The sequence below is a fragment of the Synechococcales cyanobacterium CNB genome (assembly GCA_030263455.1).
Classification (GTDB): domain Bacteria; phylum Planctomycetota; class Phycisphaerae; order Phycisphaerales; family UBA1924; genus CAADGN01.
In genome coordinates this window covers 96,630-111,641 of the sequence record SZOZ01000010.1, presented here as the reverse complement: position 1 = coordinate 111,641, position 15,012 = coordinate 96,630, and the positions used below count along the sequence as shown (strand labels likewise).

13 protein-coding genes are annotated in these 15,012 nt (G+C 67.1%); 6 read left to right on the top strand and 7 right to left on the bottom strand.

Annotated features, from left to right (window positions below; translation table 11 throughout):
* Positions 1–7 precede the first annotated feature (7 nt).
* The gene (locus FBT69_11240; protein MDL1905365.1) at positions 8–1,012 is read right to left on the bottom strand and encodes a preprotein translocase subunit TatC; all 1,005 of its coding nucleotides are present in this window, start codon (positions 1,010–1,012) and stop codon (positions 8–10) included.
* A gap of 132 nt (positions 1,013–1,144) precedes the next feature.
* Between FBT69_11240 and FBT69_11235 the strand changes: the two genes are divergently transcribed.
* From FBT69_11235 to FBT69_11220, 4 genes are all read left to right on the top strand, one after another.
* Positions 1,145–1,777: a sigma-70 family RNA polymerase sigma factor gene (locus tag FBT69_11235; GenBank protein ID MDL1905364.1), complete on the top strand. Its 633-nt coding sequence runs from the start codon at positions 1,145–1,147 to the stop codon at positions 1,775–1,777.
* Entirely contained in the window at positions 1,774–2,394 is a 621-nt protein-coding gene (locus FBT69_11230) for a hypothetical protein (GenBank protein MDL1905363.1), read from the top strand. Before FBT69_11235 ends, FBT69_11230 begins: the two co-directional genes overlap by 4 nt.
* On the top strand, positions 2,306–3,718 hold the full coding sequence (locus FBT69_11225) for a PDZ domain-containing protein (protein ID MDL1905362.1): 1,413 nt from the start codon (positions 2,306–2,308) through the stop codon (positions 3,716–3,718). Before FBT69_11230 ends, FBT69_11225 begins: the two co-directional genes overlap by 89 nt.
* Before the next feature lie 202 nt (positions 3,719–3,920).
* Entirely contained in the window at positions 3,921–5,015 is a 1,095-nt protein-coding gene (locus FBT69_11220; GenBank protein MDL1905361.1) for a MoxR family ATPase, read from the top strand.
* A 42-nt stretch (positions 5,016–5,057) separates the two neighbouring features.
* Here the strand turns inward: FBT69_11220 and FBT69_11215 are convergent, their stop codons facing one another.
* The 5 genes from FBT69_11215 to FBT69_11195 all read right to left on the bottom strand — a co-directional run bounded on the left by FBT69_11215 (position 5,058) and on the right by FBT69_11195 (position 11,533).
* The gene (locus FBT69_11215; protein ID MDL1905360.1) at positions 5,058–5,789 is read right to left on the bottom strand and encodes a hypothetical protein; all 732 of its coding nucleotides are present in this window, start codon (positions 5,787–5,789) and stop codon (positions 5,058–5,060) included.
* Positions 5,790–6,833: 1,044 nt separating this feature from the next.
* The gene (locus FBT69_11210) at positions 6,834–8,012 is read right to left on the bottom strand and encodes a hypothetical protein (protein MDL1905359.1); all 1,179 of its coding nucleotides are present in this window, start codon (positions 8,010–8,012) and stop codon (positions 6,834–6,836) included.
* A 339-nt stretch (positions 8,013–8,351) separates the two neighbouring features.
* Positions 8,352–9,062: a DUF1579 domain-containing protein gene (locus FBT69_11205; GenBank protein MDL1905358.1), complete on the bottom strand. Its 711-nt coding sequence runs from the start codon at positions 9,060–9,062 to the stop codon at positions 8,352–8,354.
* A 207-nt stretch (positions 9,063–9,269) separates the two neighbouring features.
* Positions 9,270–9,872 (bottom strand): hypothetical protein, encoded by a 603-nt coding sequence (locus tag FBT69_11200; protein MDL1905357.1) that lies wholly within the window; start codon positions 9,870–9,872, stop codon positions 9,270–9,272.
* A 245-nt stretch (positions 9,873–10,117) separates the two neighbouring features.
* Positions 10,118–11,533 carry a hypothetical protein gene (locus FBT69_11195; GenBank protein ID MDL1905356.1) on the bottom strand — a complete coding sequence of 472 codons (1,416 nt, stop codon included), beginning with the start codon at positions 11,531–11,533 and terminating at the stop codon, positions 10,118–10,120.
* A gap of 154 nt (positions 11,534–11,687) precedes the next feature.
* Here FBT69_11195 and FBT69_11190 point away from each other — a divergent pair, with 154 nt between their 5' ends.
* Both FBT69_11190 and lysS read left to right on the top strand, forming a co-directional pair.
* A complete protein-coding gene (locus FBT69_11190; GenBank protein MDL1905355.1) occupies positions 11,688–12,149 on the top strand; it encodes an Rrf2 family transcriptional regulator in 462 nt (153 codons plus the stop codon).
* A gap of 24 nt (positions 12,150–12,173) precedes the next feature.
* On the top strand, positions 12,174–13,778 hold the full coding sequence (lysS, locus tag FBT69_11185; protein ID MDL1905354.1) for a lysine--tRNA ligase: 1,605 nt from the start codon (positions 12,174–12,176) through the stop codon (positions 13,776–13,778).
* A gap of 12 nt (positions 13,779–13,790) precedes the next feature.
* On the opposite strand, the gene FBT69_11180 is transcribed toward lysS, so the two are convergent.
* Positions 13,791–14,873 (bottom strand): hypothetical protein, encoded by a 1,083-nt coding sequence (locus FBT69_11180; protein ID MDL1905353.1) that lies wholly within the window; start codon positions 14,871–14,873, stop codon positions 13,791–13,793.
* Positions 14,874–15,012: the final 139 nt, after the last annotated feature.

The window sequence follows — 15,012 nt, the reverse complement described above, 5'->3', positions numbered from 1 at the left end:
CCCCCTCTCACGCCTCACCGTCCCGATCCGCCTGGCCGCGACGGCCCATGCGCGCTACGCGCTCGGCGGGCAGCAGGCGCAGCAGCACGCTTCCGAGTTCGAAGAGCGCCCAGAGCGGCGCGGCGAGGAGGGCCATCGAGATCGGGTCTGCGGGCGTGAGCAGCGCGGCGGCGATGCAGCACCCCATGATGACGTGCTTGCGGTACTTCTTCAGCATGGCGGGCTTCACCAGCCCTGCCCACCCGAGCAGCAGCACGACAACCGGCGTCTGGAACCCGAGCGCGAAAGCCATCGCCATCGTGAGGAAGGTCTTGGTGTACTCGCTGATGCGGTACTGCTGGACGATCCCGCTGCCCTGGGTAAGGTTCGACCCGCGAACCACGGCCTTGCTGCCCTCGTAGCCCACGCAGACGCGCAGTTGCATGAGTTCCGTGTTGATCCAGGCCGCCCCGACCTCCGGCCGCGGCGGATCCGCCTCCAGCCGCGGGAACGCCGGGAGCACGATCCCCTCTGGCAGAGGAGCGACGTGGGGGTCGGTCCGCCCGACGGCCGACCCGAACTCGATGAAGAACGAGAGCACGACTGGCATGATGACGGCGTAGAGGAAGACGGCGCTCGTGACGGTGAGCGAGAAACTCAACGGGAGCAGGATGTAGACGAAGCGCCGCTCGGTCTCGTACAGGCCCGGTGCGACGAACTTCCACAACTGGTAGAGCACCCAGGGGCTGCCGGCCAGCACCGTCACCACGAGCGAGAGAAAGACGTAGGTGCCGAAGGTTTCGAGGAAGTTGGTCGCCAGCATCTCGGGCGGCAGGCCCGAGGCCCGCAGTTGGCGGGTGACGGGCCGGGTGAGGAAGTCCAGCATCGGCCGCCCGAAGGACATGGAGAGAACGAAGATGGGAGCCAGCCCGAGGAGCGCGAGGATGAGTCGCCGACGGAGTTCTTCGAGGTGATCTCCGAAGGGCATCACGGCCTGTTCGGATGACGGGCGGGTTGTGCGGTTCGTCGCCATGCGTTCGCGGCAGCCCGGGCCTCCCCTGCGCGAACGCGACAGGCCCCCAGCCCGAAGAAGGAGGATAGCCCGAAGCCGCGGCGGTCCTGACGGGAGCGCGGGTGGGGCGCATCCCTGCGTGCATCGCGGAGCATGACGATGGCCCACGAACCCGAGCCGCAAGCCGAGGGGCTTGAGGACTCGCACGACCCGACGCTCGCCGCGGCCCTCGGGGGCGACCCCGACGCGGTGCGTGCGCTCTGGCAGCGTCACCGCCGGTGGGTTGCCGGCGTGCTGCTCGCGTACAAGCCCCGCCACGCGGACCTTGAAGACCTGCTGCAGGATGTCGCCATGACCTTCGTTCGCAGACTGGGAGGCCTCCGCGACCCCGCCTCGTTGCGGCCTTGGCTGCGTTCGGTCGCCATCAACGCGGCGCGTCTTGCGGCGCGGAAGGCCCGGTCGCGTCCCGACGTTGTGCCCGCGCGTCGGTCGTCCGTGGAGCACGTGCCGCAGCCGGTGAATGGGGAGACACCGGATGTGCTCGCTGCCCGCCGCGAGGACGCGACCCGGGTGCTGAATCTCGCGCTCGAACTTCCGGAGTCGTACCGCGAGCCGCTGCTGCTCCGGTGCCTTCACGGGATGTCGTACCGCGAGATCGGCCTGGTGGTGGGCCTGCCGGAGACGACGGTCGAGACCCGCATCGCCAGGGGTCGGCGGATGCTGCGTGAACTCGCCGCACGGCACGCCATCGGCCCGACACCCGCCACCGAAGGAGCCACATCATGAGCGGCGCAGACCGGGACATTCTCATCAGCCGCGCCCTTGACGGTGAAGCGACGCCGGAGGACTGGTCCGCGTTCCGCGCGATGGCGGACCGCGACCCCGCGATCTGGCGTGAGCTGGCGGAGGCGCAGCAGGACCGTGCGGAACTCGCCGCCGCCGTTGCGCACGCGGTCGCCGTCGCCGACGACGTGAGCGCGCCGATCGAGGAGCACCTGAGCGAGCGCCTGACGTTCCGCATCCGCACCGTGGCCGCGTGGGGCGGCTGGGCGCTCGCGGCGGGCCTCGCGCTGGCCGCCTTCATCGGGCCGCGGCAGGCGCGGCACGGGACGGACGGGCAGAACGCGAGCCTCGTCCCGGGACTTGTGCGGATCAACACGCCGCAGGACGCCCTCGACGCCTACTACAACCGGGGCCAGGCCGACGGCACGGTGCTCGGCGAACTCCCGGAACGCATCGTTCTGCAGACGACCCCCGTCGAGAACGGCCTGGAGGTCATCTACGTGCGTCAGATCGTGGAACGTCTCCGCGCCGATGACTTCTACCGCCTCGGGTATGACGAGGCCGGCCAACCTGTCCCCGTCCGCTTCGAGCCGACGCCGCGTCCGACCCGCGCGGACTGATGCTGACGGGACCTTGTGTACCGCGCATCTCTGCTCCCGATCCCACACCATGGCGGGCCTCGCCCGCACACGATGGAGGACAACGACCATGACCGACACGCGAAGGATCGTCATCGGCGCGGCCGCCTGCCTCGCCGCGCTCTCCGGCACGGTGTTCGCGCAGAGCCGCACCGCGGAGCAGGAAGGCCGAATCCGCTTCGAGGGTCAGGCGACCACCGATGCGGCGAAGGTCCGTCAGCATGTGATCGTCCGTCAGGTCGAGAACGGCCGCGAGGTCACGGTCGAGGTCCGGGACGGTCGGACCACGGCCACGATCGACGGCAAGCCTGTGCCGGAGGAGCGCATCCGCCGCAAGGACGGGGGCGTGATCGAACTGCTGGACGAGAAGGGTAACGTCGTTACGGCCGTCACCGTCGGCGACGCGAATGCGTTCATGTTCGGCGACGACGGCGCGATCGTGCACTTGGTGCCGAAGATCGACATGCAGGGCGGTGGAGGAACCTTCTTCCTGCCCCCGAACGGCGCGACGGGGCGCACTCAGATGCAGCCCGAGATCGCGTCTCCTCCCCCGGTCATGGTCGGCATCACCATGGCCGAGCCGGGCGAGTCCATCCGTGAACACTTCAACCTCGCCGAGGGCGAGGGCATCCTGATCGCATCGGTTTCCGAGGGCACACCCGCCGCGGAGGCGGGCCTCAAGCCGCACGACATCATCATCCTGATCGACAACGAGAAGCCCGCGACGCAGGCGCGTCTGCGAGAGATTCTCCGCTCGCGCAAGCCCGGCGACACGCTCAACCTGACGGTCCTGCAGTCCGGGCAGAAGAAGGAAGTGAAGGTTGTGCTCGCTCCGTATGACGCGACCCGCCTGGGCGTGGGCGCGATGGCCGTTCCTTCGGTCCCTGCGGTGCCCGGTGCGCCGACGGCTCCCGGCGTGTGGGTCGAGCGCTTCGGGGATACCAACCAGGTGCGAGAGTTGGCGATGAAACTCCGCGAGCACCTCGGAGATATCGGCGCGGAGTTCACGCCCGAGATCCGGCGCGAGGTGGAGGAACTCGTCCGCAGGCTGACGGACGAAGGCGGCCAACTCCGCCGCAGGCTCAACGAAGAGAACTTCTTGTACCGCTGGGGAGAACGCATCGCGCCTCCGGCGGAGGGCGGTCGCCTCTTCGTCCAACCGACCCCGCCTTCAGCATCCCCGGCCGCACCGGACCACGGGATGCAGGACCGGATGGCCCGCATCGAGGAGCGTCTCGACAGGCTCGAACGCAGCATCGACCGGCTCGTGAACGCGCTGGAGCGCGACCGGGAACGCAACCGCTGATGCACCGTCGAAGGCACGCCTGAGGGGCGCCCCCCTGCCCCGCGCGGGCCGACGACACCGCGACACGGCCGATCGGGCTAACCCCCGACGGCCGTTTTCGTCTTCCCCCTCCTCCCCCCTCCGATTTGGCCCTTTGGCCATTTGGTAACTTGGCCCGTTGCTCGACTGCTACCCTCCCCTACCCAGCCTCCGGAGCCTCCCCATGCCCGACCCACTCGCCGGCACGCCGCACCCCGCCAACCAGCCGCCGCGCAACACCGAGGACGCGCTCGCCGAGGTGCGCGAGGCGTTCGACCGGCTCAAAGCGGAGATTCGCAAGGTCATCGTCGGTCAGGACGAGGTCGTCGAGCAGGCCCTGATGGCGATCTTCTGCCGGGGGCATGCCGTCGTGGTGGGCGTGCCGGGCCTGGCGAAGACGCTGCTCATTTCGACGATCGCCCGGACGCTGTCGCTCGGGTTCAGCCGCATCCAGTTCACGCCGGACCTGATGCCGTCCGACATCACGGGTACGGAGGTGATCGAAGAGGACAAGGCGACGGGCGCGCGAGAACTCCGCTTCGTGAAGGGGCCGGTTTTCGCCAACGTGATTCTCGCCGATGAGATCAACCGTACGCCGCCGAAGACCCAGGCCGCGCTGCTCGAAGCGATGCAGGAGCGGCAGGTGACCGTGGGCGGCGTGCAGCACCCCCTCCCCGAGCCGTTCTTCGTCCTCGCCACCCAGAACCCCATCGAGCAGGAGGGCACCTACCCCCTCCCCGAGGCCCAACTCGACCGCTTCATGTTCCAGATCCTCATCGACTACCCCGGCGCTGACGAGGAGTTTGAGATCGTGCGGCGCTCGGCCCACAAGGGGGAGACGCAGGTGGACGCCGTCCTCAACAACGACGAGATACGCCGCGTGCAGGACCTGGTTCGCCGCACGCCTGTGGCCGACCACGTGATCAGGTATGCGTTGCGGCTGGTTCGGGCGACGCGTGTGAACGAGCCGATGGACGGGGGGCTGCCGCGGCCGGAGATGGTCGCCGAGTACGTCGCCTGGGGGGCCGGCCCGCGCGCCAGCGAGTACCTCGTCCTCGCGGCCAAGGCGAAGGCGATCCTGTCAGGCTCGACGCACGCGACGCCGGACCACGTCCGCTCCATCGCCCGCCCCGTGCTGCGGCACCGCATCCTCACCAACTTCAACGCCGAAGCCGACCAGGTGACGACCGACGCCATCATCGACAGCCTCTTGGACGCGATCCCGGTCGAGGGGGCCTCGGCGGAGGAGAGGCGCCAGATGGACAGGGTGATGCGGTAGGCCGTGCTTCTTGCGAGGCAAGAAACACCAGCGCCACCCCCCCTACTCATTCCAGCCGCTCGCAAGGTCGCGTCCCCGAACCCCGTCAGTTGTGTGCATACCAAGCCGTAGCACACGGTTGAAACACCCATGCCACTCCCAGCCAGTTCCTTTGGGATAGCCACGAAGAAATGCGTCGTACGGCACATTATGAACCGCGCCGTCTGCAATTGCAGCCCCGACGGGCGTGCCCCCAGCCGAGCCAGGCGACCTTCTCCGCAGCAACTCCGACTGGGAATCGATCAGCAACGCCTTCGAGGATGGGAAGACAACTTCGAAGGCCCGTGTCGCGCGCCATTGCGACGGACCAATGCGACTCTCGCGCCGCCAGTATGCCGGGTCGGCGAGGAACACCTGTGAGTAGTTGTAGTGAGTCCAGACGGAAAGAGGTTCGCCTGGAAACCCGAAGAAATCGCCCCGGTACATGCTCTCGTAGTACATGTCCGCCAAGCCGATGTTCCACTTGTTGACAGCCTCGAAATAGACCGCGAAATATGTATATTCGCCCGCGCGCAGGATCGAGAACTTCGCCGAAGGATCGGTGACGTATGGCATACAATCATCATGGTCCAGATTGTAAGAGGCAAAGACAGTCGCGTGCGATCGCATATTCGCATTTGAGCGAATGCTGCGGGTCATCAGCTTTAGATCGGCGAGATAAGGAAAGAGCAGTGACAACAGAACACCGACTATGAACGAGACCAGGAGCGCTTCGAGCAGCGTGAATGCAGCCACACATCCGCGCATCGAAGAACGGGAATGCACTGCTTTCCGGTTCCTGGACCGGCTATGGTGCATACGACCCCCCACGTCTCGCGTCCGGTTTTTCGCGCATCGATAGGATCATACCCACAACAAGGATGCCGCCAACAGCGCCATTCCGCGTCAGAACGCGCCGCCCAGCCTCCCGCCCCCACTCATATCTCGCGAGCAAGCCAAGGCAGCCGCAGCCCGGAGCAGCCCCAAGCCGCGACTCGAGTGCATATGAGGCGGATACAACAGCGAGAAACCCGACACATGCGAAGTCGAGAGCCCTGCGATTCAGGCCGATGAGCCAGAGTCCACCGAGAAGCACTTCCGTTCCTGACACGCCGACCGCGACGGGAAACGCAAGGGCAGGTGAGAAAAGCCTCCATGTCTCCAGCGCGGCAATAAACGTGGGCAAGTCAGCAAGTTTGAGAACGCCCGTCGTAAGCATAACAAGCGACACACCCGCGCGGATGACCGCGCCGATTCGATGCGAGTTCCACTTCTCTGTGAAACACACGGAGTCACGACGGGGCGCTGTTGTTCCATTCCTGTTCACTCCTCGACAACTTCTCCTGTGCACTCATTCCTGTGCGTTTCCTCGCCCATGACGTTTTCCACCTGCATCTGAGGGCCGTTATCAACGCACTCCTGTTCGGCCTCAGACCACTGCCTGGGCTGCCAGGTGCAACTCCCGTAATTCTCAGATCGCTTCTTCCGCTCGCCAGGCTCATTCGGACCCGCCTCGCGAACGGACCTGAAGGGCGGATCAGTGCCAATGACCTGGTCGGGACAGAGAATCCAGCCGCTGCCGCAGAGGATTCTGGCCCCGGCCTGCCAACAGACAGTGCAATCGTCGTACTCGACCCAGCACGGAAGGGGGACTGGCGTGCCACCTCCCTGTCCTGCCGAACGGCTCTCGCTCAGGATGATCACGAGTGTTCCCATCGCCAATGTTCCGGCGACGAGCTTAGCGAGGGATATGTGTTTCGAAGTAAGCACCGGAATCTTCATTTCTCGGCGGTCAAGGAGTCAGGATGCCGCCGTACGCCTTCGGATCTTGACCAGCACCAGTAATGCCGCCAGTGCGGCGGCAATCGACCAACCGATGCGCCGGTAGCGAGATCGCTCATCCGCGATCGAAGCCTGGATCGGGGTGACCGTCGAGTCGCCGTCCTGGAACCGCGTCACCTGCATAGCGTCCGATCGGTAGTCACTGAAGGTCGCCAAGGCCAAGGGTCCGCGAACAGGATCGGCCCCGAGCGGGTCCGGCGGTTGTGTCAGCCGCACGATCTCACCGGGCGTCGAAGCAACAACCCCGCGATAGACCAGGGACTCCACCACCACACCGTCGGGTCGGGCGTGATCGACACGGCAGGCGATCCACAGGTTGACTTCAGGCACGAAAGTCCAGTCGGAATACCGAGTGCTCTTGCCAACCTCCTGGCTCGAAGGCGACTCCACGATCACTCGCCGTTCGACGAAGCCCCGTCTGTGGACTGCGTCCCAGTATCCGTCGAACGCGGCGACGATCGGTGCTCCGCTCTGAGTAACGTCGCTCATCACCGCAGTCCAACGCACTCCGTCGGTCTTGATATCGCCGACAGGCGGTACGCTTCTCGGCCGAAAGTGCAGGCCGCCGTGCAAGAGGTGGCCAAGGTGCATGCGGATGGAACCAGTGTTGTCCCCATATGCGCGTCCTGAGGGGGCCTGGGACAAATCGACGATTGAGAGGTCGCGATTGGTCAGTTGCCACGCGATTCCTGATCGCGCCCCATGATCGATGTAGGGCGTTCCGGAAAGAAACGGGGTTTCCTGACAGATGCGCCACGTTCGCTCGTCGAGGGACCAGATTGTCCACCGACGCACGTCTCCTCCAGACGCGATCCGGCGCCGTTCGACCGCGAGCTCCATCCGCCTCGGGTGATCAGGGTAGTCGCGGATCGCCGCCTCAGCGAGGTCTGCCTCTTCGGGCGTCATGGTCGCGTGAAATATCTCATCGAACACAATCCCGTTTGACTCGAACGCAGGAAACTGACGTGCATCTTCGACAGCACGAACAATCCAGGTCTGAAGATCGGAGCCAAGCGGCTGCAATGGGGCCGCAAGTGTCGAAGAACAAGACCACACAAGACCCGCGATCAGCGCGCAAGCAACCCGACACAACGGCACGGCATCGAGGGCCTTAACGATGTCAAAGGGGTCGGCCAAGCGGCCCCGCCGCTTCCTGACTAGACAACGATTCCCCACCATCCCGTGGAGTGTACTGGCTTCTGACGGACCACTCAACCTTCCTGACACGCTTTCCCCCTGACACGCTTTCCCCACCCCGTTCGCACTGTTCACCTTTTCTTCACCATCTCCCATCCCCGTACGCCAATGCCCCGCCCTCTTCACATTCCCTCTTTGACTTCCTCTCCCATCCCGTATGCTGTTCTAGAGACCAAACAAACACCACTCTTACTCGCCGCAGCTGCCATCCCGGCCCCTCTGCGGCGGCTTCGCCCCTCCCCCTCCTCCTCAACGCGCAGGGACTTCACACACTCCATATCAGTCCGGCAGCGCGGGCTGTTCTTTCGGCGCGCGGACGGCTGTCGGGACCACGGCGCATCGTCCGGCGGGGCCTTTCATCGGCTCGCGTGTGAGCGTCATCTCGATGGACCGCCGCTCCGCGCCGCTCGCGGGGTCCGTCTCGATGAACTCGATGGACATGGCGTCCTTGCCGGTGCGCCGTTCGATCCTGCGGAGCGTCGTCGGCTGCTTCGTCAGCGGGGAGAGGAAAGTGATCGTCCAGGCGAGCGTGCCCGCGTCGGCGTCGAGTTCGCCGGTCCCCGAGAGCACGCCGGCATGGAGCGAGTCGATCCACGACCCCTGGAAACGTTGCGTGGAGTTGTCGAAGCCGTGGACACCGAGGCCGAAGAAGGGACCGACGCCGGGGATTTCGGCCGAGGTCTCCACGCGGATGAAGCGGCCTTCGAGCATCGACGAGACGGTCATCGTGCACTCGCTCTCGACGGGCGGCGAGCCGGGCCTTGGCCATGTGCGCAGCGTGCCGGTCCACTCGCCGATGTGCTGCGCGAGGAACTCGTGCTTGCTCGCGGGGCCGGAGGTGTCCAACCCCCCCCGCGCGAACCGCGCAATCCCGACGGCGGGTGTCGGGTTCTCCGCGAGGGGGCGCGCGTCGGGCGCTGATTGCCCGGACGCCGACGCGGCGGCGAGGCAGAGCGCGCCGGCATGGAAGATGAGCGACCGTCTTCGCATGGCGTTACTCACCGAAGACCTTGGGCGGGCGCCGTTGCGAGCGCGGAGGAAGCACAACAGAGTATACCAACAAGGCGCCCGTGTGAGAAGCGTCGCGCACGAGCAGCAGCCGTGAGCAGACGTTCACTCTGGGCATCAGATTGCCGACGCGGCAGGTCGCCTATACGGCTCCGCGAGCCGGCGTGAGCGGCTCGTCTCATTCTCACGTCAGCGTCGCCTGCGTGCCGCGACGCCGAGGGCCAGACCGAGAGTGGCAAGCGTGCCGGGCGTGGGCACGACGATGAAATCCACGCCGGGGTCGATGGGCACGAGGTAGAGGAGCGTGCCGAAGTCGTCGGCATAGACAGCCGTATTCCGATGGTTCTGGTCCTTGAACATGATCGTCCGAGGCGTGAAGCCGACGGTGCTGAACGTCAACGCGCCGAGGACGAGCGGGTGGGTTGCATCGAAGTACGGGTTATAGAACGGAGGCAACTGGAACAGGTCGATGTCGATGACGTCGCCGTTAGGCTGCGGAGAGCCGAAGCCGTTGGTGTACGCACTGATCGTAGGGTTCGGCGTCCAGACGACGGAGTCGGTCGTGCCGTCGAAGTTCGTGGCGAGAACATCCAGAAGGTCCTGGGCGAAGCCGACCTCGGGCGGACCGTTCGTGTTCCACGTCGCCAGGAGCCAGGAGGTGCCGGACGGGTTCGCCGGACTGATGGTGATGCGGTTCGGACTCCAATAGAACGTCATCGTCTGTCCGACGGCCGCCGCGCCGAACGCGCCGAGGGCCGATGCGACCGCGATCCCGAACGTCTTGCTCAGCATGATGCTTCTCCTGCCTTGACTGTGCGCGCACGAGCGGGCCAATCCCGCGTGGGGTCTCCGCCTCCCGCCATCCACGCGACGACGGGCCGGACACCCGGGACTTGGCGCACGCCCCGGTCTTCTTGCACGTCCGAGCCGGATTGCACACAGATTCTCGGGCAGACGGCCCCCGCGCGCCACTCCCCCCGGGGGTGGCGTGAACTCCCAAGGCGTACAGGGTGCCGGTCAGCAGGTGCGGAGGAAGGTCAGCACCCTCCCGCCCAGGCGTTGAGAAACGCCAGAACGTCCAGCGAGTCGATCGTGCCGTCGCCGTTCATGTCCGCCGAATCGTCCTGCGCCACCCAGGCGTTGAGGAACGCGAGCACGTCCAGCGTGTTCACGCTCGCGTCGTCGTTGAAGTCGGCGGGCGGCCTCGCGCCCTCGCGCGCCCACGCGGCAAGATGCACGAGCGCGGGCAGGATCTCCTCGCCGTTGGGGATGATCTCCTCCGGGGGCAGGATGAAGCCGCTGCCGCGGAGTTCGAAGAGGAAGCTGTGGGCGTCGCGGTCGCCCCAGAACCAGTCGGTCGCGCCGCCGGAGATGGGGTACAGCACGGTGTAGGTCGGGCCGTGGACGTACGTGCGGTTGTGGACGCTCTTGATGATCTGCTGCATCTCCGCGCCGAGCATCTGGAACGTCGCGTGCCCCGGCGGCAGGTCGGCGGTGTAGCCCCACGGCGCGAGCAGCAGCTGGCCGTAGGAGTGCAGGTCCACATGCGCGGCCAGCCTCGGGCGCGACTCGGCGAGCGCGCGCACCACGTCGGTCTCCGGCTCGGAGAACGGGGCGGTGCCGCGGTAGGTCTCGCTCGACCCGCTCCCCGACGAGCCGCTGTTCAGCCCCCAGCCGACGCCCCAGTTGCGGTTGAGGTCCACGCCGAAGGTGCCGTTGCCGTTGTTGCGCCGGTTCTTGCGCCAGAGGCGGTTGGTGGTCCAGGTGTAGTGGTATCCGTCGGGGTTCACGACGGGGATGAAGATGATCTCGGCGCGGTCGATGAGGGCGGTGAGGTCGGGGTCGGCGCCGTGGGCGGCGACGAGCCTGTCGGCGGCGTACATGGCGACCATCGGGCTGATCCACTCGCGCGAGTGCTGGCAGGCGTTGAAGAGGATGGTGGGCTTGCAGGCGAGATCGCCGAAGGCGTCGTTGGCGATGCGCAGGGCGCGGATGGTGCGTCCTTCGATGGAGAGGCCGACGTTGAAGACGGAGGCGATGTCGGGCCGCTGGGCGGCGAGTGCGCCCATGTAGGCGTCGATCTCGGCGAGGGTTCGGAAGTCGTCGAACCAGGCGCGTTTGCCCCCCTCACCGCCGCGGCGCAGGCGCTCGTTCTCGGCGTCGATGAGCGACTGGACGTCGTGGACGACGACGCGGTAGCGCAGACCTGCCTGGTCGATGGCGGCGAGGGCATCGGGTGAGACCATGAAGTCGGTGGGCACGCCGGGGCGGATGCCGTGGGACCACTGGTCCGCGCCGATGGCCTCCATGAAGCGCAGGTCGGCCGGGCCGCGGATGTCCAGGCGCACGACTTTGTGTCCGTCGATGCGGGCGACGGGGCCGGTGGCGAGAGGCTGTGCCGCCGCGATGCCCGAACCGAGCACAAGTGTGATTGCGGTCGCGATCCGGCGCACGACGCACCTCCTCCCCCGCGAGGGTCAGCGTACCGGCGGGTGTGGGCGTTCACCAGCGAAAACCGAGGCGTGGGAGGGGCGCACACCGACCCGAACCCGTATAAACCGCTTGTAGATGCTATAATCCCCAATCACGGCCCCGGAGCCTTCCCCGATGTTCAACCAGACGACGGAGTATGCACTGCGGGCGATGGCGTGTCTGGCGTACCAGCCGGAGTCGATGGTGCCGACGACGGAGTTGGCGAGGCTGACGAAGGTGCCGCCGAACTACCTGGCGAAGGTGCTGCAGGAGCTGGCGAGCGCGGACCTGATTGTCGGTCGGCGCGGGGTGGGCGGGGGGTACCGGCTGGCGAGGTCGCCGGCGTCGATCCGGCTGCTGGACGTGATCAACGCGATCAGCCGGGTGGAGCGTATCCGTACCTGCCCGCTGGGTCTGGAGACGCACGGGCCGAACCTGTGCCCGCTGCACCGGCGCATCGACGCGGCGGCGGAGGCGCTGATCAAGATATACGGCGGGGTGACGCTGCAGGACGTGGTGAGCGACTCGAACGTGGCGCAGCGTCCGCTGTGCGACACGGGAACGAGCCTGCGCATTTCCGCGCCCGCTCGCCGATGAGGGGCGTCGGCGTAGCATCCCCGCGTGTCTGACCGTCCCCCGCCCACGAACGCCGCGAGCCTGCACGAGCAGGAGTTGGCCCGACGCGCGAAGCGAGAGCAGGTTCGCGCGCTGGGGCTTGATCCGTACGGGGTGTGCACACCGGGGATTGTGCCGCTGCGTGAGGCGCGGGCGAGGTACGACGAGAGGGCGGACGCGGCGCACCAGGCGGGCGGTGCGGACGGCCGGCCGCGGGTGAGGGTGGCGGGTCGCGTGGTGCTGCTGCGGGACACGGGCAGGCTGGTGTGGATGAACCTTCGCGACGAGACGGGCGACCTTCAGGCGGCGGTGAGCCGGAAGGACTGCGAGGAGCGTGGCTTCGAGGCGGCGAAACTGACGGATCTTGGCGACGTGGTGGTGGTCGAGGGGCCGCTGATGCGGACTCGGACGGGCGAGGTGACGGTGTGGGCGTCGTCGCTGCGTCCGGCGTCGAAGAGCCTCGTGCCCCCCCCCTCGAAGCACGAGGGGCTGATCGACACGGAACTGCGCTACCGGCAGCGGTACGTTGACCTGTGGGCGAACCCCGAGACGAAGGGGGTGTTCACGCTGCGTTCTCGGATCGTGTCGCGCATCCGGGAGATCATGGACGGGCTGGGGTTCCTGGAGGTGGAAACGCCGATGCTGCAGGCGCTGGCGGGTGGAGCGGCGGCGCGCCCGTTCCGCACGCGGCTCAACGCGCTGGGGATCGATGTCTTCCTGCGGATCGCGCCGGAGCTGTACCTGAAGCGGCTGCTGGTGGGCGGGTTCTCGCGGGTGTACGAGATCAACCGCAACTTCCGCAACGAGGGGCTGGACCGGCAGCACAACCCCGAGTTCACGATGCTGGAGGCGTACGAGGCCTTCGGCGACGTGACGACGATGATGGACCTGACGGAGCGGCTGGTGCGTGAGTCCGCGCGGCTCGTGGCGGGGGAGCGGGGGATGCCGCACGGTCTGCGGCTTCCCTTCGGCGAGACGGACATCGACTACGGGAGTCCGTTCGAGCGGGTTGCGTACGCGGACCTGTTCGAGCGGGCGCTGGGGTTCGGGCCGACGGACCTCGACCGCGTATGGCGCGAGGCGGAGTCGCGCGGCGTGACGGCGAAGTACGCTCGGCATCTTGCGGAGGAGGGGCGTGCGCCGGCGGGCGGCAGGCTGCGCGGGCGGGTGGACGACGCGCTGGTGGTGAACGAGCTTTTCGAGGCGTTCGCGGAACCGACGCTGGACCCCGGGCGTCCGACGTTCATCACGGACTACCCCGCGGCGATCTCGCCGTTGACGCGCCCGAAGCCTTCGAACCCCGCGCTGGCGGACCGTGCGGACCTGTTCATCGGTCACATGGAGATCGCGCCGATGTACACGGAGTTGAACGACCCGGACGTGCAGGCGGAGAAGTTCCGAGCGCAGCTGGCGGGGCTGGACGAGGAGGAGTCCACGTTCAGGACGTTCGACGAGGACTTCGTGCGTGCGTTGAAGGTGGGGATGCCGCCGGCCGGGGGGATGGGGCTGGGGATCGACCGGCTGGTGATGCTGCTGACGGACCAGCGTTCGATCCGTGACGTGCTGCTGTTCCCGTTCATGCGCCCCGAGGGTGGGGCGGGGTGCGGGTGAGGGTGGCGGCGTTCAGTTCACTCTGCGTCGGGGCGCGTTCTCGGGGACGTTCTCGATGAACGGCGAGATGTCGTAGGGCTGTCCTTCGAGGATGGACCACACGATCTCGTGGCGGACCTCGGTGGTGAGGGGCATCATGGCGTCGGTCGGCCCCGGCGCGGCGACGAGGTGGGCGGTGTCAACGGGCGGGCGGGCCGCGACGACGGCTCGGAGGGCGGCCTTGCGCTGCTCGGGCGCGAGGAGCACGAGGATGCGCTTCATGAGTTCGACGCGCTTGTCGGTGTCGTTCTCGGCGTCGAGGGAGGCGCTGAGCGTCTCGATCTGAGCGCGGACGTCCGCCGAGAGGTCGATGCCGGCGAGGGCGGTGTCGAGGTTGTCGGCGGCCTCGAGGAAGAGGCGCTTGCGCCAGTACATGACCTCGGAGACGGAGTCGTAGAGCGCCTGGCGCGTGAGCAGGTCCATCGGCTCGGCCGCGCCGTCGACGGGTGGGGTGGCCTGGATTTCGGCGATGACCTTGGACTGGTAGTCGTTCTGGATGCGCTGGTTGAGGGCGACGGCCTGTCGTCCCATCATGCCCCTGCGCTCGAGGTACTGGACGAGCAGGCCGTCGCTGTTGATCGTCTGGATGGCGGTCATCACCTTGGTGAGCGTGCCGGCGGCTTCGATCTGGTCGCCGCCGAGCCTGACGGTGTCGATCAGGCCGCCGGGCTCGAGTTGTTCGAGCATGTCGAGCTTGTCGATCACGAGGTTCTCGACGTTCAGCCGTCTCTCGTAGAGCGCGGGGGCCATGCGCGCGAGGGACGCGAAGCCGATGAGCGGGTTGTGGGCGAGCGCGGCGTATTCGAGCGGCTCATCGATGCGGATGATGCGGCCGTCGGGTCCGGGCACGGCGATCGGGTCGAAGTCCACGCTCGGCGCGCGGGTGACGGTGGGGCGAGGCGGGCGTTCTTCGACGGGATGGCTGCGGACCGGCGGGGCGGGCGGCTCGACAGCGGGTCGCTCCTCCGGCTGGGTCGGCGGAGGGGGAGCAACCTGGGCGAGTCCGGTCGCGCCGGTCAGGGTGAGAACAAGGAAGATCGAGGCAACCTGTCGCATGGCACGGTCTCCGCGGGGGGATGCGTTGCATCCGGCCGCCGATCAACTGCATCGTCCGTCCCCCGTGCCTCCCAAAGCCGGGGAACCCAATTTATGCACGCGCTCCCGCCAAGGAGAGGAGGGAAGGCCGGGTTTGGGA